Below are 24333 nucleotides of genomic sequence, written 5' to 3' on the forward strand. Positions count from 1 at the left end.
CGGTCTGACCGACGATGTCGTCACCGTCCATCACCAGGGTGATGGCGTTGCCGTCACTGGTCAATCCAGTGGCGGCCAGGCCGCTACCGATCGCCAGGCCGTAGCTCAGACTCGCCGCAGTGCCGTCGTCATCGGCACCCATGTTCTGGGTCAACCCGAATAGGCCGGCGAAGCTGTCGCTGGCGGTGTCACTGGCCGCCCCGATGGTGTCGGCGTCCTGGGTGGTCAGGCTCGGGATCGTGGCATCAGCATCGGCGTCTGCATCAGCATCGGCGTCTGCATCAGCATCGGCGTCTGCATCAGCATCAGCATCGGCGTCTGCATCAGCGTCTGCATCAGCGTCAGCATCAGCATCAGCATCAGCATCGGCATCGGCATCGGCATCGGCATCGGCATCAGCGTCTGAATCCGAGTCAGCGTCCGCATCCGCATCCGCATCAGCATCAGCATCCGCGTCCGCATCAGCGTCGGCGTCGGCGTCGGCGTCCGCATCGGCATCGGCATCGGCGTCTGCATCGGCATCGGCGTCCGCATCAGCATCAGCGTCCGCATCAGCATCGGCGTCCGCATCGGCGTCCGCATCGGCGTCCGCATCAGCGTCAGCGTCAGCGTCAGCGTCAGCGTCAGCGTCAGCGTCAGCGTCAGCGTCAGCGTCAGCATCTGAATCCGAATCGGCATCAGCGTCCGCATCGGCATCGGCATCGGCATCGGCATCGGCATCGGCATCGGCGTCCGCATCGGCGTCCGCATCGGCGTCCGCATCGGCATCGGCGTCCGCATCGGCATCGGCGTCCGCATCAGCGTCAGCGTCAGCATCAGCATCAGCGTCAGCGTCAGCGTCAGCGTCAGCATCAGCATCAGCATCAGCATCAGCATCAGCATCGGCGTCTGCATCAGCGTCAGCATCGGCATCAGCGTCTGAATCCGAGTCAGCGTCCGCATCCGCATCGGCATCAGCATCAGCATCAGCATCAGCATCAGCATCCGCGTCCGCGTCCGCGTCCGCGTCCGCATCAGCGTCGGCATCGGCATCGGCATCGGCGTCCGCATCGGCATCGGCATCGGCATCGGCGTCCGCATCGGCATCGGCGTCAGCATCCGCATCAGCGTCTGAATCCGAATCCGAATCGGCGTCAGCGTCCGCATCCGCATCCGCATCCGCATCCGCATCGGCATCGGCGTCTGAATCAGCATCGGCGTCGGCGTCGGCATCGGCGTCAGCATCCGCATCCGCATCTGCATCAGCGTCAGCATCAGCGTCAGCATCCGCATCTGCATCGGCATCAGCGTCTGAATCCGAGTCAGCGTCAGCGTCAGCGTCAGCGTCAGCGTCAGCGTCAGCGTCGGCATCCGCATCGGCATCGGCATCCGCATCGGCGTCTGCATCGGCGTCCGCATCGGCATCAGCATCGGCGTCCGCATCGGCATCCGCATCGGCGTCGGCGTCGGCGTCCGCATCGGCATCGGCGTCAGCATCGGCGTCGGCATCCGCGTCGGCGTCAGCATCCGCATCGGCATCGGCGTCAGCATCGGCATCGGCGTCGGCGTCGGCATCCGCATCGGCATCGGCATCGGCGTCAGCATCCGCATCCGCGTCGGCGTCGGCGTCGGCGTCGGCATCCGCATCCGCATCCGCGTCAGCGTCCGCATCGGCATCCGCATCGGCGTCCGCATCGGCATCCGCATCCGCATCCGCATCCGCGTCGGCATCCGCATCGGCGTCAGCATCCGCATCGGCGTCAGCATCGGCGTCCGCATCCGCATCGGCGTCGGCGTCGGCGTCGGCGTCGGCATCAGCATCCGCATCCGCATCCGCATCGGCGTCAGCATCCGCATCCGCATCCGCATCGGCGTCCGCATCCGCATCGGCGTCGGCATCCGCATCGGCATCCGCGTCGGCGTCAGCATCCGCATCGGCGTCGGCGTCGGCGTCGGCGTCAGCATCGGCGTCAGCATCCGCATCCGCGTCGGCATCCGCATCAGCATCGGCATCCGCGTCGGCATCGGCGTCCGCATCCGCGTCGGCATCCGCATCCGCATCGGCGTCGGCATCCGCATCCGCATCCGCATCGGCATCAGCATCGGCGTCCGCATCGGCGTCCGCATCGGCATCGGCATCGGCGTCGGCGTCGGCGTCGGCGTCGGCGTCTGCGTCTGCGTCTGCATCTGAATCCGCGTCGGCGTCAGTATCATCTAGATCTGTTGCTGCAGCGGCTAAGCCACCATCAAGTTCAAAGAACTCGGGCCCTTCAAGGCCACCTTCAGTACTAAAACTAGGCTGGTTGGTTTCTTCGGAAATACGGGCGAGGCGCACAAAGCTGCTGCCGCCACCACCGCCGCCGCCAGCGCCACCGGCTGCGGTAGCATCTAACAGTTCGAGCAGGTCGCCATCTTCATCATCAAGGGCGGCGAGCAGCGCTTCCAGATCATCGTCCTGAGCGCTCGCATCGGTGGCAACAATCGCGTCAACATCAAGCTCGGGAGTAACAGCAACTTCTTGGCCGCCTTCCACAACGTTAGCGCCCGTTCCGTCGGCAAAGTCTAGTTCTACACGACCATCCGCAGACGTGATGATCGTTTCGCCTTCTTGAAGAACGTCACCAATACGCAGTTCACGCAGGTTGCCGTCTTCGTCACGTGCCCATGCCTGACCTGAAATCGCGATTACTGTTGCCATGTGTTGTATCCCGCCCGCCGTTTCAATAATGAAGTTGCCGCTTTAACGAAAGCCAATAAAAGTGAATTTTCATTAACGGCATTTTGAAGCAAGGCTAATCTTGTTGAAGACGGATTCATATTGTACCGGTGGACAGTATGAACACAGCAATAGAGGGGGCTGACGGAAATGCTGAAATTACAGAGGTCTTTTAATGCTCAACAGAGCGTTCAATCACAACGTTCTGCTCATCAGCCAGGCTAATAACCTCATACGCTTTTATAAGCCCGGCCATCATATTAAGTGCGCCTGAATCATTGTGAAGGTGGCATCGTTGGCAGAATTCGTGCGCACGCGCAGCCAGTGCAACGTAGTTTGCCGCCACGGTGGGTGAATCAAATTCTGCCCAATCTCGCTGAATACCAGTGCTTAGCCATTGATGGCTGATCATCTCAAGCACTTCTGCATGTAGCTTTGCTGATAACGGCCAATGTGAGCCCAGCGTGTCATATACCCAGCCATGCCAGTCGAGTAGCAGTATGTGATTGTCTATTGTTGCCATGCGTGCGCTGCTGGGGTTTTGTATCGTTAGATCTTTGGGAATCCTTTCAATCTCACCGGTCATCAACGGCCATAGCTGCATGAAGCGTTCCACTTGAAAGCGTTGTTGGTCTTCTTGGGTTAGATACCCAAAGTGCAAAGCCTCAATCTTCCTCATTCGTTCAGGCAATGAGGCGAACGTTGCGGTGTATTGGGTGATGAGTTTGTTCGGCAAAGGCACATGACACATGCATTGGCGCAGCTCATTCATCCAGGGTTTACGCTCTTCAGAGTTTTTCCACTGGGGAAGTTTGTCCCCTATGTCCAACACGACAAAAGAGCACCAGGACAAATGACCACTCGCTCGCAAAACAGGCACGGTAGAGATGGCTCCATGGCAGTAGCCACTTACCTCACTCAAAAGCGCGATTTCATGAAGTGCTTCGTTCTCTCGAGCGGGTACATAGCATTTTAACAACACATAGCGAGTGACGCCGTTGCTATCCATATCACGTACCAATACGTGCGCGATGGTTCGCCCATACAGTAAACGGCACTGTAAAATTTCAGGGGCACGGTGGCAGTAGTTACGTTCGACTAACCATGGCAATAGCCACTGCTTTAGCGTCGCTTGTTCAAAGCGCTGAACAAAATCCGGGGTTAAAAAAAGAGAAACCTGCTGGGAGCGCGGCAAAAGCAGCATATTAATCTGCTGAAAATACCTGATGATACTCAAGAAATTCACCAACCCATTGACACTTGCCGCCATTAACTGGCGCATTCCTAGCAGCAGTATGAACAGTGTTAAAAGCGGGCGCATTGTTCCATTGAGGTAATCCAGGACAATAATTAAAAACCCCAAGGCAAAGCTGATATTGATGACGGTCAGAACGTTCCCTTGCAACGCCTCCTGAATTTTCTGCACCCTTTCAAACCGATAGTAGAAGCCAACAATCACCACCAACCCCAAGACACATGACATCGCCAATAGGGCTACCAGAGGATGTAGAAAAGCGATCACAAGACAGAAGAGCAGCGCAATTACCGCTGATGACAGAGCACCAATCACAACGCCTAATACGCGTTTTCCCAGTAGTCGATGGTTGGCAACTAACCGGGTTTTATTCAAATGCCCCAGTATTAAGGCCGAAAGATGGGCAATGGCTTTTTTAACTAACCATTGAAGAAAGGCATAGGTACCAAAACACAGCACTGCCAAGACGATTAGTACCGCTATCTTGTCACCGTGGTTATCTGCTCCAGGAACCCAGCCATCTATGCGGCTACGCCCGGTCATTAACACTTGTAGCAGTTGCCAAGGTAGCACTAGGCTTGCCAACAACATGACCTGACTTACCACCTGCATCAGCAAAATAGCCGCTACACGCCAGCGAAACGGCCACAGCACTGCACGTGCTAGCGCTGCCATTAAGTCACGAACTTGATCCCCGTGGATCTCCTCGCCTTCACTGTGGGTCGCCAGGTTGCTCATCGATCAGTCATTGGTTCAATAAGTTGCATAAAAGCACGTAACTCGTCTGGTTGATCGGCTATCGGCCTATACGTTGAAACCGCATGATACACGGCGGACAAGATGACCTCGTTGTGTCGTAGGCTGCGTTGTTCTGCCTCTGCCCACTCATACACTGGCCATTGCTCTTGCTGGGCCAGCGCCGCACCAGCCTCATTAAGCGAAGAAAAAAGCAACGGCAAAAAGGCACTGCCATAAAACTCGCTTTCGGCAACGACTTGGCTACCATCGTGATAATGCTTATCTAAAAGCATCGCGGGAATAGCGTTATCACCTAGTGGGTCAACCAGATAAAATAATCGCTGCCAAAAGGGCGCTGCGCTATAGCTCTCTTGCATAACGGCTTCAAGTGCCTCGACATCATCAGGCAAAGATTCCCCTTCCTGTGCGTTACCGCGTAATAGCGACTCCGACCAACGGGCCAACCCTTCATGCACCCAGCCTTGCTTGAACATCATGTGCGCGTTCTGGTATAAGTGAAACAGTTCATGGGCAGGGGTTACGTTATCAGCAGCATTCACTTGCCCACCCAACGCCATACGAATATGGCAGTCAGGCACGCTAGGGCTTCGTACAACTTCATCATACGCTTGCCCACCACGCGTTTGATCGGCACGTAACATCACCATAACGAAGTTTGCATGCTGATAGCGGGGCATAAGTAGCGGTGGTGTGAGCCCTAGTATTTCACGATACAGAACATCAGCGGCGTTAAGCTGCATTTCTAAGTCATCAAGTTTCGTAGCGCTCTGCGGCCCTTCCTGATCAACTGCCTCGACAAAGTAGTGAACGCTACCTAAGCCATCAGCATGAGTCGGCTCATTTGCCACTATTTCAAGCGGTGTATCACCCTGCAAGTAATAGCACTTCCCTGCTTCTGGAGGCGGCTGGGCAACCGCTGGCGGAAGTTTACCCACCATCGTGCAAAACATTAGCAGAGCCGCCCAGCCACGCGGGAATGACGGTAGATTTTTAATCATGAGGTAGTTGTGAAAAAAGCGCGTGTAGCCCAACGCTATGAGAGGCCTTAACAAGTACGCAATCGTGCGGCACTAGATGGTCGGTTAGTGCTGATTCAAGGGTTTTAACATCCGCGAAATGAAACACGCCAGAAGTCTCTCCACCCAATAGCGATGCCAGCGTTTGGCAATGTTGGCCACACAGCAGTATTTTCCTAACCGATTGCGCAGCAAGAATTGGAGCAAGCTCTTGATGCAGCCGTTCTGACTCTGCTCCCAGCTCCAGCATGTCGCCAATAATCAATAGCTTTTTATCCACCGCCACGGGGAGCGTGGAGAAAGTCTCCAGCGCCATACGCATGGATAAAGGATTGGCATTGTACGATTCATCGTAAAGAGTAATTGGCATTCCATAGCACTCTATGGCACGTACCTCTCCTCGCCCTGCTATCGCTTGAAAAGATGCCAAGCGGGTCATGATAGTGTCTAAAGGTAGGTTGTCATGCCTAGCCACCGCTATTGCCGCCATGGCGTTTAACAGCATATGACGCCCAGCCGCACGCATGTTGAGCTCATGGGCAGTGCCATCAAACATAATGCGCCCACTACTGCCTGAAAACTCAAGCAGGCGTATATCTGCGTCAGGATGTTCACCGAAACTGATTACCTGCAAGTGATGGCGCTTCGCCTCTTCAGCCAGGTAGGTATACTGAGGCATATCACGATAAAGAATAGCGACCCCGTTGGGGGGCATACCCTGAAAGATAAGCCCTTTCTTGCGGGCAATTTCGTCTAACGAGCGGTGATACACCAGATGCGACGCAGCGATGTTCGTAATAATGGCAACATCTGGGCGAGCAAGATCTGTATTGTGGGCCATGGAACCGATAGCCATTTCAACCACCCAATAGCGTGCTTCTTGCGGCATCGAAGCAATGTTCCAAGCAATCCCTATCGGTAAATTAGCACTGCCTTGCGTTTGGCCTATGGCACCGGAGTAACCAAGCGCATGGGCAAGCATCGCTACCGCCGTTGTTTTCCCTGCACTTCCGGTAATACCGACAACTCGTCCCGCATAATAGCGCCGCTGCCACTGCCCTATCGCCAGGGTCGCTGCGCGCACGTCGGAGACCTGTAACACAGGCACGCCGATTTCACGATACGCCTCGCTATCATCGCAAACGACGGCGGAAGCACCTTTACTCACCAAAGACTTGACTGCGGCGAATGGTAAAAATTTTTTGTTCTTTTCCTTGCCTCCAGCAACCACTACTTGATTTGGTTTAAAGAATTTCGATCGATAACATACACCATCTAATAGCCACTCATCAGGCGGGGTTGATATCCATACCCCGCCCGTTGCCGAAGCAATAGCCTTGGCATCCAGCCGGTTCCCTAACGGCAGTTTGGCACTGGCGTCGTTTGCCTCACGCAGCATTTGCTGATACGCCACCAGTCCAGAAAGATAGTGCTCTACATCGTCAATCCTGACGCGAAAACTGTGATGGCGAATAAAAAAGCCATCCACGATGGTAGCGGGCGCCTTAAAGTACATTGCTACTTCCGGCCAGAAAAAACCATTCATAAGATAGTTCGCCCTGGCGTGCAGTGCACGGTAAAACGCATTGACATCAAAACCATTCAGCACATCAGCTAAGTCTGGGTGTGCTTCCAGCTTGAGCAACGTCTTATGAAACGCCATCGACAGCTCAAGTAGCGTTGGAAACGTAGTGATCCGCTTGTGAATGAAGTCGACATAACCCGCGATATTGCGCACCGCAAATGCAAAATACTTGCGCTCAGGACGATGGGAGACTAATTCATTTGAGCAATACGCAAGCCAATGGTCGTGGGCATTTTCGTGCCCACTAGCAATAAAGTAGTCAAACGCGTTGACCACGCACTCCAGCCAACGACTATCGCGGGTATGCTCGTAAAGTCGCATTAGGGCAAAGGCGGCTTCGCCATCGTAATAAATAATTCGCGTCTTTTCTTTAACCGATAAATCCGCCGCATTGAGCACATGCACAAAGCTACCATCGGCCTCTTGCATTCGCGTAATTCCTAGCGCTAGTGCATCCGCCAAATACGCATAGCGGTCATCGCTCGTAACCTGGTGATACTTCACCAACGCAAGAATCGCGACCGCGTTGGCCCCTAACTTGATGATGCCGCCTACGTCCACCACATAGGCGGCGCCTTGGCGATGGATAATGAACTGGGAACACAAACCCGAAAGCGCGCTGGAAATTTGCTGGCGGATCGCGCCGAGCTGCTCGGCACTTAAGAGCCCTTGCTCTGCACAGGCCTCGTAGCCTTCCAGCAAAGCATAAGTACTACTGGCGTGGCGTAATACATTGTAAGTATTAATGCGCCGATCAAAGCAGGGGAAATAGCCGTACACATAGCGGCCATCGTCGTTCACCTGTTTGCCCAGAAAACGGCTGGAACGCGCTATCAACTCCCCGGTGGATACCGCCGTTAGCGGAGGAGCCACTCGCCTGCCCCAGCGTCTCGGCCGCGTCTCCAACGCATGCACGCGGGCATTTTCGCCGCTAACATCCACAAACACACCGGCAGTGGAAAAACTCCACGCTGTCATCGTATCAGCAAAGTCTGGCATCTGGCTTGAGCCATGACGCGCTTTTATATAGCGCTCTAGGTGCGTTTGATTAACATCGGCATGCGCCACCTGACTTCCAGCATACAAGCAGGCATTAGCGTTAAGCTCCATCTCTGACAACAAGAGTCGAGGACGTTTTTTGCCCACAAAGGCCAAGCCACTACGGTAATAATTGCGCTTATAGCGCTTAATCTCTTGCTTAAGGGCTTGCCAACGCCATTCACGCACCGCAAAGGGCCACTCCACCCTGCACCACACCAACGGATGAATGAACTTTCGCTCAAGTCGCTCCACCGCCTGTTTCAATGCGGGAAGTAACGCTGCCCAGTGGCCTGCCTGCAAGGTGTTCACATCCAGTTGCACTGAGGTAACTTGCGCGCGATCGTAGCCATCGCTGGCCGAAATCAGCATTAGCTGAGCAAACTCTGCCAACTGTGCATGCCTGCTCAACCACATAGGCATCACCGTTTCGCCGATGCTATCCAACGCGTGCATCACATCAAGTGTTCGGGCAGCCTGCTCAGTATCTAACGTATTTAATGAGGGTGAGTCTGGCAGTGAAGAACGTTCGTTATCAGGCATTCAATTGCTCAAAAATAAGGGCTAACAAAAAGCCCAAAATTTAGTGAATACACACCAAAACCTTTCGAAACACTACTCACATTCAGATATATCAGTTAGAGCCGTTCTGAAAAGCGCTCGGCAACGGCTGTTAACTTCAGCATCAACTGCAGGCGGTCTCGAACGGACAACTTTTTAAATATGGCGCTTAGATGGGCTTTTACCGTGCGTTCAGTGATGTCTAACTGGCGAGCAACTTCCTTATTGGTTGCCCCACGAACAACCGCCAGCGCCACGCCACGCTCGCGCTCCGTCAGCAACTCCAAATAATCACCGTGCTGATGACTTTCACTGTTCTGACGGTTTTGCATCGCTTTAAAGGTGCTCCCCATCACTTTTGCGAGCAGCTCTTGACCAACCCACACGCCTTGATTGGTCACCACCAGAGCCACTTGAATAAGTACGTTAGGTGCCGCCAGTGTATGTACGTATCCACGTGCGCCAAGATCAAGTGCCTTTAGCGCCTCGCGATCATTGGGTGCATAGCTAAGCAAAACAACAATGGCTTTTTTGGCCGTTAGCGTAGGAATCAACTCATCCCAGTTGTCGACCATCGTGGTCAACCAAACCACATCACTTGACCGCACCTGATCCAACATTTTATCTGGTGTGGTGGCGATACATTCAGGAAAAGCACTTTCCCAGCGTGCTTTAAGGCTACCATCCGTTGTTACAAACCAATGTTTCATTAGCGCTCCCCCATGGAATCTCGCCACGCCCTTAAAACAGGTTTTAGTAAGAACTGCATGACCGTTCTTTTGCCTGTCACAATGTCTACCTGTGCCGTCATTCCTGGAATCACCTGAAGGCGCTCGGCAACACTTTCATCTTGCAGGCTGCGAATTCGAACTAAGTAAAACGTATTACCTTCTTCATCGGTAATCGTGTCTGCGCTGATGTGATCAAGCTCCGCCTGCAAACCACCGTAAATGGCATAGTCATAGGCCGTGAGCTTGATAGTCGCTGGCTGCCCTGGGTGGAGAAAAGCAATGTCCTGGGGGGCGATGCGGGCTTCAACCAATAGCTGGTCATCGCTGGGCACGATGTCCAACACCTCTTGCCCTGGTTGGACTACCCCACCAATCGTGCTGATATGAATACGCTGAATCACACCATCGACAGGCGAGCGTATTTCAGTGAGTCGTACTCTGTCTTGAAGACCTGTGCCTGACTGCTGAAGTGCGTTTAAATCTCCTAACGTCTGAGCAAGATCATTTCGCCACTCGCTTCTGCGTTCAGCACCCAACTCAAGTAGCTGCCCCTCTGCTTCTTCTACTCCTGCTTCTAAACGTGAAACAGCAGCAGCAGCTTGGTTGCGTTCACCTGTAGCCCGCGACACGTCACGCTGTAGGCGCAGCACTTCAACTTCTGAGACCGCACCTGAGGCAAGTAACGGGCGAGTTAAGTTAAGCTCTTGCCCTGCCATATTGGCTTCACGCTGAGCGGTGTCACGTCGTGCTTGGGCTTCCCGGAGCTCTTCTCGGCGCTGCCGGATACGATCATTGAGCACGTTTTCCTGTTCGCGTAACTCTTCGCGGCGGCTTTCATACACTTCTCGCTCCTGCATAACGATATCAGGCACTGCTTGGCGCAACTCTTCAGAAGGCTCAAATGCAGTTCCCGTGGCTAACGCCCGCAGCCGCTCTGCCCGGGCTTCAAGCGCAAAACGCTGAGCACGATTTTCGCGAAAATCAGAAACGAAACGCGTTGGGTCAATTTGCATTAACACATCGCCAGCACTAACTACCTGCCCTTCTCGCACCATGATCTGCTCTATCACACCGCCGTCAAACGACTGAACACGCTGCAATTGGCTTGCTGGAATGACGCGCCCCGAGCCACGGGTGACTTCGTCGATAGCAGCTACCGACGCCCAGACCACAAGTACAATGATGGTTAGTAAGACGGTATACAGAAATAACCGCGCGCGAATCGGTTCTTGCTGCATACGCGCCCAGTCGGTGTCACTCGCCCAATCACGACTGAGATGCGCGGAGGTGACACGACGAGCAAAGAGTCGGTCCATAAATGGCCGAAATGGCTTTTGGCCTTTTTCAGAAAACCGACCAATCGCTTCAAAACCTTTTTGCTCGGTGGTAGGCGCTTTTTTCTTGGCCATTATGACGCCCTCCCGATCTGGCCTTTGCGCAAGGCTTCGACCACCGTATCGCGGGGGCCATCTGCCATCACTTTTCCAGCATCCATAACAATGATGCGATCAACGAGGGATAGCAGCGAGGTACGGTGAGTGACAACGAGGATGGTTTTCCCTGGGGCAATATTCGTCAAATTGGTTTTAAACGCTTCCTCACTGGCGTTGTCCATTGAACTGGTTGGCTCATCCAGCAGCAAAATTGGCGGGTCTTGCACCACGGCCCTTGCAATTGCAACCGCTTGCTTTTGCCCACCTGAAAGCGCCTGCCCGCGCTCACCCACTTCAAGATCAACACCTTTAGGATGGCTGTTAACCAGTGATTCAAGGCCGGCAATTTCGATCGCTCTAAGCAGCGCTTCATCATCAACCCGGTCGTTTCCACCACCAGCGACAATATTGTCCCGCAGCGTTCCTGCAAACAGGCTGACATCCTGAGGTACATAGCCGATATGACGACGAAGTTGCAGCGGGTCTAGCTGACGAATATCAACACCGTCTACCAATACCGCGCCGGACGTTGGCTGATAAAAGCCAAGCACAAGTTTATTAAGCGATGACTTGCCGCAACCAATACGACCCAGTAGCGCAACTTTCTCACCGGCTTTGATTGAAATGGAGACATCACGTAATGCCTCTCTTTCTTCATCGGGATAGCGCAAGGTGACTTTGTCTAAGCGAATGCTGCCGGTAAAGCTGGGTTTTTCTACGTAAGCTTTACCTTCATGGCGTTCTACACCCTTGGCCATTACGCCATTTAACGATTCCAGGGCAGTCGAGGACTGATGATATTGCGCCAGCAAAGCAGCCGCTTGGCTGACAGGGGCCATTGCCCGGGAAGAAATCATGTAGGCAGCAATCAACCCACCTTGGGTCAAGTTGCCTTCAATAATCTGATAAACACCGATGATAATGACGCACACGGCCACGCTGTGCTGAGCCCACTGAGCAACGCTTGAAACCGAGGAGCTCACCATTTTGAGCTGAGCCCCGGTTCTGGATAGAAAGGCAGAGGCTTTTTCCCAGTGACGTTGAATCCGGCTTTCCGCGCGCAGCGCCTTGACGTTTTCTAATTGAGAAACAGACTCCACCAATAAAGCATTGCGTTGAGCGCCCACCTCCCAGGTCGTTTGTGAAAGCTCATGCAGCTTGCCTTGTGCTGCTAGGGCATATAAAAGCACGAAAACGATACCCACGATTACCGGCAACACAAGCCATGGGTTGATCAATGCAATGATGGCTGCGAAAAGCAGTACAAAGGGCAAATCCACGATACCAAGAATGGTGGCAGAACCGATAAACGCCCGCACCGATTCAAACGATTGAAGCGTGGAAGTAAACGAACCTGTCGACGCTGGCCGTTCTTCTAAACGCAACCCTAAGGTTTTCGCCATAATAGCCGATGAGAGCTTTACGTCTGCCCGACTAGCGGCCAAATCAACAAAGGCGCTACGCATTAAGCGCAGTGCCAAGTCAAAGCACAGCACGATGAAAATGCCGATTGCCAGCACCCAAAGCGTTTCAGTAGCTTGGTTGGGCACGACACGGTCGTAAACATTTAACACAAACAGCGGCATCGCCAACGCGAACAAGTTAACCGCGACTGAACCTAAAACGATGTCGCGATAGAGACGTCGATTTTCACGAATAACCCCCCAAAACCAGTGCTGATTCGGGCGTTTCTTAACCCCAGGCTCTGAGGTGCTGTCGGCTCTAAACTTCGGCCGCACATAAATGGCTTCACCGCTGTAACCCGCATAAAGCTCATCTAGCGATATTTCCGTGTCAGCTTCTGACAGCTCAGGAAAGATCACTTTTGCCTTTTTCTGCTTGAGGTCTAACCCTAGCAACACACACGCGCGCCCAGGTTCCAGCAATAAAATTGCGGGAAACAAGGCAGGATTTAGCCCCGAAAGGTTACTTTTCACAATATGCGCAGTTAGCCCAGCCCGCGAGGCTGCCCGCCCGAAGACAGAAGGGATTAACTTTCCATGCTCTAAAGGCAGGCCCGCTCTTAAGGCCTCTGATGACACTTCGTGCTGATAGTAGGAAGCAACTGTCTTTAAACACTCTAGTAGCTCATCGTGTTCTTCCTGATCACTGCTGCGGTCAGTCCGAGATACTTCCAGCTTACGTTGCGTCACTGAAACCTCGTCGTGCTAATGAATACATCAAAAAAACCACTCACTTAAGCTTCACCAACGGACATGCTTGTAGCGGCGGCCCTGCGGCCACCGCTGATCAGCCATTAAATGCCACGGGTAAAGTCTTCAAGTGTGAAGCCACGCGGCCCATCAATTGCACACGCCATTTCTGCACGAGACGCCGCGTCTTCATAACCCAACTCATCAAGGCTAGGGATATCATCGCGGGCAACTTGTAGGGCTTGCATTAACTGCCCCATCGCCGCTAGCGTTCGTGCTTGAGCAAGCGTTAGATCAAATTGGCCATTCGCGTAGGCACGGCTGGCTTCGAAATACTCATTTTCACTGTCCAGTACGTCTAAAAGCGTGCGCTGGCCAATATCAAACTGCTGCTGATAAGCACCGCGCACACGGTCAATTGACTGCCGGTGTTCGTTTAAATATTCCAATTGTTCATTAAGGCGCTGCGTGTCGTTATAAGCGATTTGTGTCGTTTGCCTGACATTGGTGCACGCTGTTTCGCGCTGGCTATCCGCTTCTTCAATTCTTGTAGTGGCTGCATTGAAAGCAGCATAGTCAGAGCCACCGCGGTAGAGATTCATGCTCGCGACAAGCTGAATGCTATGCTCATCGCGACGGCCGCCACCAACGTCATCTTGGTTGTTAGTGCCTGTACGCCCTTGAATGTCCAAGCGAGGCATAAAGGCAGCACGAGCTGCCTCACGCTCAGCGCGTTGTACGGCAATATTTTCAACCGCCGCATGAAACTCGGGGTTACCCTGGAATGCCAATTCAATGGCATTACTGACATCGGTAGGCAACTCAGCGGCAAGAGACGGCGCGGGTGCCATATTTTGAGCGGGCAGCGTTCCCACAATTCGCTGGAAGCGTGCGGTAACATCGTGAAGGTTTGACGCTTCAGACATAAGATTTGATTCAGCCAACGCTAAGCGACCGCTGATCTGTTCAAGATCAACCCCCCGCCCTGCGCCAGAAAGTGTCCGCTCTTCAATTTGAGCAAATACGCGCTGGTGTTCACGGTAGTTATCCTGCGCTAAGCGCACCAACTCGCGATAACGCGACACATCCAGATAGGTACGAAAGGCTTCAAGCGCAATTTCTTCGCTAGCACCCAAAAGCTCAAAATAGGCAACGAGCCGAGCACGATCTAAACGCTCAACTTCACTGCGGGTTGCAAAGCCATCGAAAACCATTTGCGTTAAGGTCAGCTCAGCAAAATCGCTCTGGTAACTGCCGCGACCATCATTTTGCTGGTCTTGCCTACCCACACCCGCGCTGATATCAATCGAGGGCAAATAGCCGCCCTGAGCAACACGAATATCATTTCCCGAAGCACTAAAGTTGGCCCAGGATGCGTTTACCTGTGGGTTGGTAACGATGGCTTGCTGAATAGTACTTGGTAGATCGGTGGTTCCTGGCGCGTAAAGCGTCGCTGGTAACGACTGAGCCAAAGCAGAGAGGGGAAAGCAAGCTAAAGTAGTAAACGTGAGCGGCCGAATAGCGCGCTGTAAAAACACAGTTTTTAGCTTCATTTTAATGTTGTCTTTCATCGCCATAGATCCCTAATGAATATTTATGCTGCTGAAGAAATAGCTGCTAAACGCCACCAACCCCTGGGGCACACTCGACCATTCTGCTTAACCTTCCCGTAATACCTCATACTATTGCGTAGTGATGCGACTCAGTGATACGAATTAGCGCCGTTACATGGCTTAATTTAATAGCATCAGTGGGTAGGCTGACGCTATCAAGCCAAATGTCACAAAATTTTACAATAAAAATCCTAAAAAAACATTACTCAGTTTTTTTATTGGTTTCAAATTCTAGGTTCTGGCTTCTAGATTCTAGATTCTGGATTGCAGCTGCTGCAGCGCCAGTCCTGAAAGGATCAGTATTAATCCCGCGAAGGTGGACACTAACAATGGCTCATCGACCACTAAGTAGAGCAGCAGTAAGGAGATAGGAGGAGAGAGAAAGATTAGATTGGACACCTTGGCCGTACGCGACACCTTGCGAACCGCCATTTGCCAAAGTATGAAAGCGATTCCCATTTCGAAAAGTCCAACGTAAACACCCGCACCCAGGGCTTGCCATCCGTGCCAACGGAAGCCAGGCCCGGCGATCAATAGCAACGTTAAAACCGGCAAACCAACGCTAAAATTCTGCCATTGGGCAATTAAAGACGCTCGCTCATCTTTTGCATTCAACAACCAGTAGAGCGCCCATAACAGCGTTGATACAAGAGCGAACACCACCCCAAGCGGGTCTGCGAAATCGACATTGAATACATTGCCACGGGTGGCTATCACCCAGACACCTGCATAGGCAACAAGCCCCGCAACAACATCTATACGAGTAAGGCGCTGCCCTAGTATCGGCACCGCAAGAAGTGCCATTGCAAGCGCCCAGGTATAATTCAGCGCCATTGCCTCCTGGCCTGGCAGCCTGTCATAAGCGGCAAATAGCACTAGATAATAGGCAACCGGATTCATCAACCCCGCCCAGGCCGCGGTGCGCCAGCCATGGCGAAGAGCTTCTGTTAAGTGCCCCTGCTTCACCACAAGAACAAACATGAACACCCAAGACACAAGGGCCGCAAGCCACATCAACTCAAGTGGGCTCATCCATGTAAGAGCGACTTTAAACGCGGTAGCAACCGTCGACCAAAGCGCCACCGCCCCAAGACCATACAGTACCGCTTGACGATCTTGGTTCATCGGTCGATATGCCCCAGATCTCGGGCTGGCTCGATCTTATCCCGCACGCGCTGCTTTAGGACTTTGATATCTGGAAAGCCGCCATCGCGCTTTCTTTCCCATAGCAACGCCTCGTCGCACCATATTTCAAAAGTGCCACCCCGAGAGGGAGACAACGCGACCTCCGCAAGGCTTTCACCGAAGGTGGAAAGAAGCTCTTGAGCATACCAAGCGCTGCGCAACAACCACTGGCACTGCGTGCAGTAACGTATTTGAATGCGTGACATACAGGGGTTCCTAAACGTTTTAATGTGGCATCCTTGTTTTTTATTCTGTCACCTTACATTAGCAACTGCCAAGGGAACCCAATGGCCGAACATAATGTTTCTCAAACCCGCGCTTACGAGTGGCTGACAGGCGATGATGATAGCCGAATGTGCGATGACATTCCCGACGAAGCATGCCATGAACAACCGCGTAATTTTTTTCTGCACCTTTGCGCCTCGTTAGGCAATAAACTTGCCGATGAACTCTCCAGTGCCCGCTTAGTACTGCCTTGGTTAATGGGGATTATTGGTGCCCCGGTATGGATGGTTGGCCTGTTAGTACCCATCCGCGAAGCGGGAGCGCTGTTACCGCAGTTATTCGTCGCTGGTTTTATTCGCTTAAAACCAACACGCAAATGGGTATGGGTAGCAGGCGCGATAATTCAAGCACTAGCGGCATTAGCGCTAGCACTGTTAGCACTAGTGGGCAGCGGCTCCCTAGGGGGCGCAATGGTGCTAAGCGCACTGGTTTTGCTATCGCTGGCGCGGGGGCTATCGTCAATAGCAACAAAAGACGTGCTGGGTAAAACTATTGCTAAGCGACGTCGTGGAACTCTGATGGGCTGGAGCGGCAGTGTCGCAGGTGCCGCTACCCTAGTGGCCGGCGGTGTTTTAATGTGGTTTGGCGACCAATCCGGCAATGTAGCACTCGCTATTTTATTGGTTGTGGCCGCCGCAGGGTGGCTACTTAACGCCGTAAGTGCAGCACGTATAGCGGAAGTGCCGGGGGCTGTTGAAGGCGGGGAAAATGCATGGGACAGCATTAAATTAGGGCTTTCTTTACTTAAAGAAGATCGCAACTTTCTACATTTCAATCTGGCTCGCGCTCTGCTTCTCTCCAGCGCCTTGGCATTACCCTATTTAGCCCTGCTAGGCCAACAGCAAAGCGGAACTAACTTAGGCGGCCTTGGCCTGCTGGTAGTGGTATCGGGCGCTGCTGCCATGGTGGCAAGCCCTGTATGGGGTAAGCGAGCGGACCAATCGAGCCGCCGAGTGATGCGAGATGCGGCCATCGGCACCGTCATTTGCTGTCTGCTGGGCGCAAGTCTGGCGTGGCTACCTAATCAGTGGAGTCAAAACGTTTGGCCCTATGCAATTATTTACGCGCTTTTGGTTATCGTCCATCACGGCGTGCGACTAGGTCGTAAAACTTACTTAGTCGATATGGCCACTCAAGAAAATCGGGCGCTGTATGTTGCGTTGTCTAACACCCTGACCGGCATATTGATGCTGGTGGTGGGTGGGGTAATCGGTGGTTTGGCGCAATGGCTTGGTAGCGCTCCACTGTTGTTAATACTTGCTGGGACAGCGTTCTGCGCAATGTTATCAGCACAGCGATTATCTGAAGCAGAATAGCGCTGTCGATTGCAATGCAACACAACGCTCGCCATGATGGTAGGTAATTAGCGGTGTTTAGCTGTTTTTTTGCTATTCTAATTTTATTAAGCAACATGAAATGCCGCTTAGCGTCGCGTTGATGGAAAGCGCCATAGCTACGGAAGAACGAGAGCAGCAACAGGAACCCATTAATGAAACGATCTCCTTTGATCAGCCCGGAGTTACTCGAACGCATTGTTGACGCCTCCGAGGATGGCATCGTCGTTGCAGAGCAAGAAGGCGACGAAAACATCCTTATCTACGTCAATAAAGGCTTTGAACGTCTCACCGGCTACAGTGCAGATGAAATTCTTTATCGCGACTGCCGTTTTTTACAAAATGAAGACCGCGACCAAGATGAGCTGATGTCTATCCGTGAAGCACTGAAAGAGGGTCGCCCTTCTCGCGAAGTGCTGCGTAATTATCGTAAAGACGGCACCATGTTTTGGAACGAACTCTCCATAACACCCGTTTATGACGAAGCTGATAATTTGATGTACTACATTGGCGTCCAGAAAGATGTGACTGAGCGCGTAGAAGCACAGCAGGCATTAGCAGCGCTTCAAAAGCGTCAAGAACTGACAGAATAAAAAAACGACGATAAAAATCGATTGGGGCTTGAACTTCAACCTGAGTGGCGTTATACGGTGACTAAGCGCAAGAAAGCGCTGGGCGCTTCTTATTTCATGCATTGTTGAAAGAAGAAGCCATTGTGATGCCGGTGCGCCGGCTTGGGTTGGAGGGCATACCATGAGCCGTAACCCCTTAAATCGTGAAACTTATGTCAGTGATGCAATCGATGCAGATGAGTTTGATAACCTAGATGCTGTGAACGATGATCATTACGGTAAAAGCAAACCCAGCAAAGCAGATACACTTCGCGCCCGCCGCCAAGTAGAAGCATGGCTTGAAGAACGTCGTTTGCAGCGCGCTATTGAAGACGATTGGGATGAAGAGGAGTAACCTCAGTACCTCAACCGCTTTTATTGATTGGCAGCTTGGTTATGTCAACCTGGTTACGAAAACCTGGTCGTAAAAACTTAGTTTCGACGCCTAGTTACTCAAAGTAATGGCCGCACAAAGCCCCCACTAGGCTGCTGATCAACCTATCAAAACGACTTATCGTCTGCGCTTCTGGCCTTTGCCCGCGCTGAGCACTATCATCTTAGTCCTACGCCAGCATAAAGCTGCGACTCTTTTCTCCAACAAACTAACGGATTTCCATGGCGCAATACGTATTCACCATGAACAGGGTCGGCAAAGTTGTGCCGCCCAAAAAGCAAATTCTCAAGGATATTTCGCTATCGTTTTTCCCGGGCGCTAAAATTGGCGTGCTAGGTTTAAACGGTTCCGGCAAATCCACACTGCTACGCATTATGGCCGGTGTCGATAAAGAGTTTGAAGGTGAAGCTCGTCCGATGCCTGGCATTAATGTGGGCTACCTACCTCAGGAGCCCCAGCTTGATGATGAAAAAAACGTTCGCGATACGGTAGAAGAAGCATTAGGCGCCATTAAAGAAGCACAGGAAAAATTGGATGCGGTGTATGCTGCTTATGCCGAACCTGATGCGGATTTTGATGCCCTAGCAAGCGAACAAGCACGCCTTGAAAACATTATTGAAGCCGCCGATGCTCATAACCTTGAGCGTAAGCTAGAAGTCGCTGCAGAAGCGCTGCGCCTGCCGCCTTGGGATGCCAAAGTAGGCAACCTTTCCGGGGGTGAGCGCCGCCGTGTGGCACTTTGCCGCCTGCTACTTTCAAGCCCCGACATGCTCCTGCTTGACGAGCCTACCAACCACTTGGATGCTGAATCCGTTGCTTGGCTAGAGCGCTTCTTACACGACTATAGCGGTACCGTCGTCGCCATTACCCACGACCGTTACTTCCTGGACAACGTCGCGGGATGGATTTTAGAGCTTGACCGCGGCCAAGGCATCCCGTTTGAAGGCAACTACTCTCAGTGGTTGGAACAGAAAGAACAGCGCCTGAACCAAGAAGCCAAACAGGAAGTCTCGCGCCAAAAAGCCATCAAGCAAGAGCTTGAGTGGGTGCGCAGTAACACCAAAGGTCGCCAAGCAAAGAGCAAAGCGCGCCTTAATCGCTTTGAAGAGATGCAGTCTGGCGATTTCCAAAAGCGCAATGAAACGAACGAGATCTATATTCCACCTGGCCCGCGCCTGGGTGACAAAGTCATCGAGTTTCATAACGTCACCAAGCGGTTTGATGACAAGCTGCTCTACCAGGACCTCTCTTTTACCATTCCTCAAGGGGCAATTGTAGGGATCGTAGGTGGCAACGGGGCCGGTAAATCAACACTGTTCAAGCTGGTCACTGGCCAAGAACAGCCGGATGCTGGCGACGTCGTGATTGGCGAGACTGTCGATATTGCCTATGTTGAGCAGCTGCGAGACGCGCTCGACGACAAGCAAACGGTCTGGGAAGCCGTCTCTGACGGGCAAGATGTTCTAAACATTAACGGTTACGAAGTTTCTTCCCGTGCCTATGTAGGCCGGTTTAACTTTAAGGGCAACGATCAGCAGAAGCGCCTAGACGAGCTTTCTGGTGGTGAGCGCGGCCGGCTGCAGCTTGCCCAAACGCTTAAACAAGGTGCGAACGTACTGTTGTTAGACGAACCTTCAAACGATCTGGATATTGAGACCCTACGTGCTTTGGAAGAAGCGCTGCTGGCCTTCCCAGGCTGCGCGATGGTGATCTCTCACGACCGTTGGTTCCTTGACCGTATCGCGACGCACATCCTCGCCTTTGAAGGGGATTCAGAAGTCGTGTTCTTCGATGGTAACTACACCGAATATGAAGAAGACCACAAAAAACGCGTGGGTAACGACACGCCTAAGCGGATGAAGTACAAGCGCATCGACGCATAACAAGTCGTTGTTATACTGCTGATACATAAAAAGCCCCTTGTGCGCTAACCTTCAACGCACCGGGGCTTTTTGCTTTTATCGGTTTATAAAAAAACGATGAAACTGAAACGTTATCAGCCCGCTGGCCAAGTAAACTGCCGTCCACCCAATAAATGCATATGAATGTGATAAACCGTCTGGCCACCCATCTCGTTGCAATTCATCACCACACGATAACCGTCTTCTGCAAAACCTTGCTGTTTAGCCAGTTGTGCAGCGGTATGCTGCAAACGCCCAACCAGTGCTAAGTCCTCAGGGGCGATATCGTTAAGCGTAGCAATATGCTTTTTAGGAATGATCAACTGATGCGTTGGTGCCTGAGGATTAATGTCATTGAATGCCAACACATGCTCATCTTCAAACACGATATCAGCAGGAATTTCGCGGTTTATAATTTTGCAAAACAGGCAATCCATACGGCCTCCTTCATTTTTGTAAATAGCGAAACGTGCTAACTAGCGAAAACGGCGCTGGGAAAGCAAATGGCGAACCAAGGGCGCTAAAATCAGCTCCATCGCCAGCGACATCCGTGCCCCAGGCACAACCAGCGTATGTGGCCGTGTCATAAATGCGTCTTTAATCATCGCCAGCAACCAAGGAAAATCTACCGTTGAAGGGTCCCTAAAGCGAATCACCACAAACGATTCTGCATCGGTAGGAATATCTTGAACCTCAAACGGATTCGACGTATCGACGGTGGGCACACGTTGGAAATTAATATGAGTACGAGAGAACTGCGGCTGAATGTAGCGTACGTAATCATCCATACGCCCTAATATGGTGTCGATGACCGCTTCCTGGGAATAACCGCGTAACTTGGTATCACGGTCAATTTTTTGAATCCATTCCAGATTCATGGTGGGCGCAACGCCTACCAACAAATCCACGTGGCGAGCGATATCATACTCTTGGGTGACTAGACCGCCATGCAACCCTTCGTAAAAGAGCAGGTCGGTACCACAGGGCAGCGACTGCCACTCAGTGAACGTCCCTATCCGATACCCTGCCTCAATTTTCTGCTTATCTTCTGCATGAATATAGTGGCGGAACGTACCCGCGCCATGCTCACCGTAATCAATAAAGAGCCCTTCAAGCCGATCAAGCAAATTGGCTTCTACAGCAAAGTGAGAAAGCTCATCTTTACGTTCGGGCTCTTCACGGAAAATCCGCTGAAGATCATCGCGGGTGTAGCGATGAAAGGCATCGCCGTCGACCATGGCAGCATGCACATCTTCACGCAAAAACATGCGCTCAAAGCTGCGCCGCACCGTAGTAGTGCCCGCTCCTGAAGAGCCTGTAATGGCAATAATTGGATATTCCCGCGACATTAAGCACCTCTCTCCATAGCAATCGCCTGCGCAATCGCCTGCGTAACGTCATCAGGCACTTTGACAGGCCGCCCGGTAGAAAGGTCTAAAAGAAGCTGGTTAACCCGAACAGTTGCCACCACCTTATCGGTATCTGCATGGCAAATGCGCTGATAAACCGTTAATGCTTTGCCTTGTGGCTCGAGAACAGCGGTTTCAATTATCAACGCATCAGGCCAACGCGCCTCACTCTGATACTGAACCGCTAAATCAACAACCACACTCGGGTACCCTTTCATATCCCACTCAGGCAAACCCAGCGCAGCGAACGCATGCACGCGGGCTTCATGACATAGCGATACCAAAGCATCGTGCCCTAAGTGGCGGCCGTAATTCATATCCGTGACGCGCACCGTCAAAGGATGGCGATGAATAATCGCTGCCGTGGGGAAATCCAGCGTGACACGCTCCATGCCTAGCTCCTTGTCGATGATGGTTTAGCTCCAGCGGATCATCGCTGATCACTACTTTTCTCGGGCGATAGCACGGAATGCGATATCACGGCGGAACTCAGCACCTTCCCAGTGAATGGCGTTAACACCTTGGTAGGCTTGCCGTTGAGCAGCAGAGACTGTGTTGCCCAGTGCCGTTATGCATAGCACTCGCCCACCAGCGGTTAAAATACCGCCGTCAGCAGCCTGTGTAGTGCCTGCATGAAATACTTTGCACTGCGCCTGCTCTGCCTGATCCAAACCGTGAATGACATCGCCTTTGCGGTAACTGCCGGGATAGCCACCGGCTGCCATCACAACACCGACTGCTGCGCGCGAGTCCCATTCACATTGCTTATCGGCAAGCTCACCTTTGGCGCCAGCTAAACAAAGCTCGGCCAAATCTGACGTTAACCGCAACATGATCGGCTGAGTTTCAGGGTCACCAAAACGGCAGTTATACTCAATGACTTTTGGATTGCCTTCAGCGTCAATCATTAGACCCGCATACAAAAAGCCGGTGTACGGATTACCCTCTTCTGCCATACCGCGCACGGTGGGAAGGATAACCTCTGCCATAATGCGCGCGTCGACCTCCGGGGTTACCACCGGCGCTGGGGAGTAAGCACCCATGCCCCCGGTATTAGGGCCTGTGTCGCCGTCATAAGCACGCTTGTGGTCTTGGCTTGTTGCCATGGGCACCACATTTTCACCATCGACCATGACGATAAAGCTAGCTTCTTCGCCTTCCAGAAACTCTTCAATAACAACGCGGGCGCCTGCATCGCCAAACGCATTCGCTTCTAGCATATCGCGGATAGCCGCTTCGGCCTCAGCTTCACTCATCGCTACAATTACACCCTTACCTGCCGCCAAGCCGTCAGCTTTAATGACAATAGGCGCACCCACCTCGGCTAAGTAAGCTAAAGCAGGCGTTACCGCCGTAAAGGTTTGATACGCGGCAGAAGGAATCTCGTGGCGTGCAAGAAAGTCTTTGGTGAACGATTTAGAGCCTTCCAACTGCGCGGCGCGTTGAGAAGGGCCAAAAATTGTCAGGCCCGCCGCTTGAAAACGATCGACCACCCCTTCAACTAACGGCGCCTCCGGCCCCACCACAGTCAGCGCCACCTGCTCGCGCTGTGCAAAGGCAACCAACGCGTCCAAATCCGTTGCTTCAATAGCCACGTTGATCAATTTAGGCTCGGTGGCAGTACCTGCATTACCCGGCGCTACGAACACTTGCTCGACATCACTAGACTGCGCTAGCTTCCATGCCAACGCATGCTCGCGGCCACCGCCACCTATCATTAAAACGTTCATTATCATCCTTCTCAAACGAGGGTGCTTAGCTGAGATTAGCTGAGAGCGTCATTACGTTAATCGGCAATATTATGCCACAACGACTCGACCAGCGGCGTCAGGAGCTTTTATCGGGCGTGTCGTCATCGTCTGTTTGATTAGGCTGATTAGGCTGATTAAGTGTTTTTTGCCAAAAACGCATATTTTCTTCTGCAAACTCACGCATAAACTCCATGGGAGTGTGGCGGATCGCTTGTTTCCACTGGTTTTGCATACGCTTTTGCTGTTCCAGCATAAGCTGGGTTCCCTGTTCCAAATAACGCGACAATGGTAAAGGCGATGACATATCGTATACACGGATCAGCTGAGCGAGCAGATCATTTGAGAAAACCTCGGCTTCACTATCAGCCTGCTCTTGTTCGATAATGATCGATAGCAAAATAGTCCGCGTTAGATCTTCACCGCTTTTTGCATCCTCGACGCGGAAGGGCTCTTCTTCGATAATCAAACGCCGCAGATCCTCAAGCGTTACATAACGACTTTGTTGAGTATCGTATAACCTGCGGTTGGCATATTTGCGAATTACGCGCACAGCGCATCTCCTTAAACGCGGTAGAGGCTTTGTCGCCGTTGCTGCTATTGTGCCTGCAACATGCGCCTATGCAA

At 52.5% G+C, this 24333-nt stretch carries 19 protein-coding genes; 4 read left to right on the plus strand and 15 right to left on the minus strand.

The window, feature by feature from the left end; translation table 11 throughout:
• The 10 genes from ELY33_RS17965 to ELY33_RS06335 all read right to left on the minus strand — a co-directional run.
• The coding region (locus tag ELY33_RS17965; RefSeq protein WP_208644208.1) for a hypothetical protein at positions 1 to 2677 on the minus strand (2677 nt) is incomplete at its 3' end.
• A 190-nt stretch (positions 2678 to 2867) separates the two neighbouring features.
• Positions 2868 to 4688 carry an ABC transporter ATP-binding protein gene (locus tag ELY33_RS06295; RefSeq protein WP_126945585.1) on the minus strand — a complete coding sequence of 607 codons (1821 nt, stop codon included), beginning with the start codon at positions 4686 to 4688 and terminating at the stop codon, positions 2868 to 2870.
• Positions 4685 to 5659, minus strand: a complete 975-nt coding sequence (locus ELY33_RS06300) for a hypothetical protein (RefSeq protein WP_244208572.1) — start codon at positions 5657 to 5659, stop codon at positions 4685 to 4687. The genes ELY33_RS06295 and ELY33_RS06300 overlap by 4 nt, the downstream gene beginning before the upstream one ends.
• A 40-nt stretch (positions 5660 to 5699) precedes the next feature.
• A complete protein-coding gene (locus tag ELY33_RS06305) occupies positions 5700 to 8891 on the minus strand; it encodes a UDP-N-acetylmuramoyl-tripeptide--D-alanyl-D-alanine ligase (RefSeq protein WP_126945591.1) in 3192 nt (1063 codons plus the stop codon).
• A 95-nt stretch (positions 8892 to 8986) separates the two neighbouring features.
• Entirely contained in the window at positions 8987 to 9619 is a 633-nt protein-coding gene (locus tag ELY33_RS06310; protein WP_126945594.1) for a helix-turn-helix transcriptional regulator, read from the minus strand.
• Positions 9619 to 11049, minus strand: coding sequence for an HlyD family type I secretion periplasmic adaptor subunit (locus ELY33_RS06315; protein WP_126945597.1), 1431 nt, complete (start codon positions 11047 to 11049; stop codon positions 9619 to 9621). The genes ELY33_RS06310 and ELY33_RS06315 overlap by 1 nt, the downstream gene beginning before the upstream one ends.
• Complete coding sequence (locus ELY33_RS06320; protein ID WP_126945600.1) at positions 11049 to 13226, minus strand: type I secretion system permease/ATPase; 2178 nt, start codon at positions 13224 to 13226, stop codon at positions 11049 to 11051. The genes ELY33_RS06315 and ELY33_RS06320 overlap by 1 nt, the downstream gene beginning before the upstream one ends.
• 104 nt (positions 13227 to 13330) lie before the next feature.
• Positions 13331 to 14797, minus strand: coding sequence for a TolC family outer membrane protein (locus tag ELY33_RS06325; protein ID WP_126945602.1), 1467 nt, complete (start codon positions 14795 to 14797; stop codon positions 13331 to 13333).
• A gap of 294 nt (positions 14798 to 15091) precedes the next feature.
• Complete coding sequence (locus tag ELY33_RS06330; protein WP_126945605.1) at positions 15092 to 15964, minus strand: DMT family transporter; 873 nt, start codon at positions 15962 to 15964, stop codon at positions 15092 to 15094.
• Entirely contained in the window at positions 15961 to 16230 is a 270-nt protein-coding gene (locus tag ELY33_RS06335; RefSeq protein ID WP_126945608.1) for an Rdx family protein, read from the minus strand. Before ELY33_RS06335 ends, ELY33_RS06330 begins: the two co-directional genes overlap by 4 nt.
• Before the next feature lie 81 nt (positions 16231 to 16311).
• On the opposite strand from ELY33_RS06335, the gene ELY33_RS06340 reads away from it, so the two are divergent.
• From ELY33_RS06340 to ettA, 4 genes are all read left to right on the plus strand, one after another.
• Positions 16312 to 17625 (plus strand): MFS transporter, encoded by a 1314-nt coding sequence (locus ELY33_RS06340; protein WP_126945611.1) that lies wholly within the window; start codon positions 16312 to 16314, stop codon positions 17623 to 17625.
• Positions 17626 to 17798: 173 nt separating this feature from the next.
• Complete coding sequence (locus tag ELY33_RS06345) at positions 17799 to 18236, plus strand: PAS domain S-box protein (RefSeq protein ID WP_126945614.1); 438 nt, start codon at positions 17799 to 17801, stop codon at positions 18234 to 18236.
• A 160-nt stretch (positions 18237 to 18396) separates the two neighbouring features.
• On the plus strand, positions 18397 to 18609 hold the full coding sequence (locus ELY33_RS06350) for a PA3496 family putative envelope integrity protein (RefSeq protein ID WP_126945617.1): 213 nt from the start codon (positions 18397 to 18399) through the stop codon (positions 18607 to 18609).
• Positions 18610 to 18869: 260 nt separating this feature from the next.
• Positions 18870 to 20531, plus strand: a complete 1662-nt coding sequence (gene ettA, locus ELY33_RS06355; protein ID WP_126945620.1) for an energy-dependent translational throttle protein EttA — start codon at positions 18870 to 18872, stop codon at positions 20529 to 20531.
• Between the two features lie 113 nt (positions 20532 to 20644).
• On the opposite strand, the gene ELY33_RS06360 is transcribed toward ettA, so the two are convergent.
• The 5 genes from ELY33_RS06360 to phaR all read right to left on the minus strand — a co-directional run bounded on the left by ELY33_RS06360 (position 20645) and on the right by phaR (position 24259).
• Complete coding sequence (locus tag ELY33_RS06360; protein WP_125750124.1) at positions 20645 to 20986, minus strand: histidine triad nucleotide-binding protein; 342 nt, start codon at positions 20984 to 20986, stop codon at positions 20645 to 20647.
• Between the two features lie 39 nt (positions 20987 to 21025).
• Positions 21026 to 21898 carry a phosphoribulokinase gene (locus tag ELY33_RS06365; protein ID WP_126945623.1) on the minus strand — a complete coding sequence of 291 codons (873 nt, stop codon included), beginning with the start codon at positions 21896 to 21898 and terminating at the stop codon, positions 21026 to 21028.
• On the minus strand, positions 21898 to 22350 hold the full coding sequence (locus ELY33_RS06370; protein WP_126945626.1) for an acyl-CoA thioesterase: 453 nt from the start codon (positions 22348 to 22350) through the stop codon (positions 21898 to 21900). The genes ELY33_RS06365 and ELY33_RS06370 overlap by 1 nt, the downstream gene beginning before the upstream one ends.
• A 51-nt stretch (positions 22351 to 22401) precedes the next feature.
• The gene (purD, locus tag ELY33_RS06375) at positions 22402 to 23688 is read right to left on the minus strand and encodes a phosphoribosylamine--glycine ligase (protein ID WP_126945629.1); all 1287 of its coding nucleotides are present in this window, start codon (positions 23686 to 23688) and stop codon (positions 22402 to 22404) included.
• A gap of 97 nt (positions 23689 to 23785) precedes the next feature.
• The gene (gene phaR / locus ELY33_RS06380; protein ID WP_126945632.1) at positions 23786 to 24259 is read right to left on the minus strand and encodes a polyhydroxyalkanoate synthesis repressor PhaR; all 474 of its coding nucleotides are present in this window, start codon (positions 24257 to 24259) and stop codon (positions 23786 to 23788) included.
• Positions 24260 to 24333 lie beyond the last annotated feature (74 nt).

This window comes from Vreelandella andesensis (assembly GCF_003989795.1).
Classification (GTDB): Bacteria; Pseudomonadota; Gammaproteobacteria; order Pseudomonadales; family Halomonadaceae; genus Vreelandella; species Vreelandella andesensis.

Coding starts and splice junctions, on each gene's coding strand:
- ELY33_RS06295 (WP_126945585.1), bottom strand. CDS start 4,688: ATGAGCAACCTGGCGACCCACAGTGAAGGCGAGGAGATCCACGGGGAT.
- ELY33_RS06300 (WP_244208572.1), bottom strand. CDS start 5,659: ATGTTTTGCACGATGGTGGGTAAACTTCCGCCAGCGGTTGCCCAGCCG.
- ELY33_RS06305 (WP_126945591.1), bottom strand. CDS start 8,891: ATGCCTGATAACGAACGTTCTTCACTGCCAGACTCACCCTCATTAAAT.
- ELY33_RS06310 (WP_126945594.1), bottom strand. CDS start 9,619: ATGAAACATTGGTTTGTAACAACGGATGGTAGCCTTAAAGCACGCTGG.
- ELY33_RS06315 (WP_126945597.1), bottom strand. CDS start 11,049: ATGGCCAAGAAAAAAGCGCCTACCACCGAGCAAAAAGGTTTTGAAGCG.
- ELY33_RS06325 (WP_126945602.1), bottom strand. CDS start 14,797: ATGAAAGACAACATTAAAATGAAGCTAAAAACTGTGTTTTTACAGCGC.
- ELY33_RS06330 (WP_126945605.1), bottom strand. CDS start 15,964: ATGAACCAAGATCGTCAAGCGGTACTGTATGGTCTTGGGGCGGTGGCG.
- ELY33_RS06335 (WP_126945608.1), bottom strand. CDS start 16,230: ATGTCACGCATTCAAATACGTTACTGCACGCAGTGCCAGTGGTTGTTG.
- ELY33_RS06340 (WP_126945611.1), top strand. CDS start 16,312: ATGGCCGAACATAATGTTTCTCAAACCCGCGCTTACGAGTGGCTGACA.
- ELY33_RS06345 (WP_126945614.1), top strand. CDS start 17,799: ATGAAACGATCTCCTTTGATCAGCCCGGAGTTACTCGAACGCATTGTT.
- ELY33_RS06350 (WP_126945617.1), top strand. CDS start 18,397: ATGAGCCGTAACCCCTTAAATCGTGAAACTTATGTCAGTGATGCAATC.
- ettA (WP_126945620.1), top strand. CDS start 18,870: ATGGCGCAATACGTATTCACCATGAACAGGGTCGGCAAAGTTGTGCCG.
- ELY33_RS06360 (WP_125750124.1), bottom strand. CDS start 20,986: ATGGATTGCCTGTTTTGCAAAATTATAAACCGCGAAATTCCTGCTGAT.
- ELY33_RS06365 (WP_126945623.1), bottom strand. CDS start 21,898: ATGTCGCGGGAATATCCAATTATTGCCATTACAGGCTCTTCAGGAGCG.
- ELY33_RS06370 (WP_126945626.1), bottom strand. CDS start 22,350: ATGGAGCGTGTCACGCTGGATTTCCCCACGGCAGCGATTATTCATCGC.
- purD (WP_126945629.1), bottom strand. CDS start 23,688: ATGAACGTTTTAATGATAGGTGGCGGTGGCCGCGAGCATGCGTTGGCA.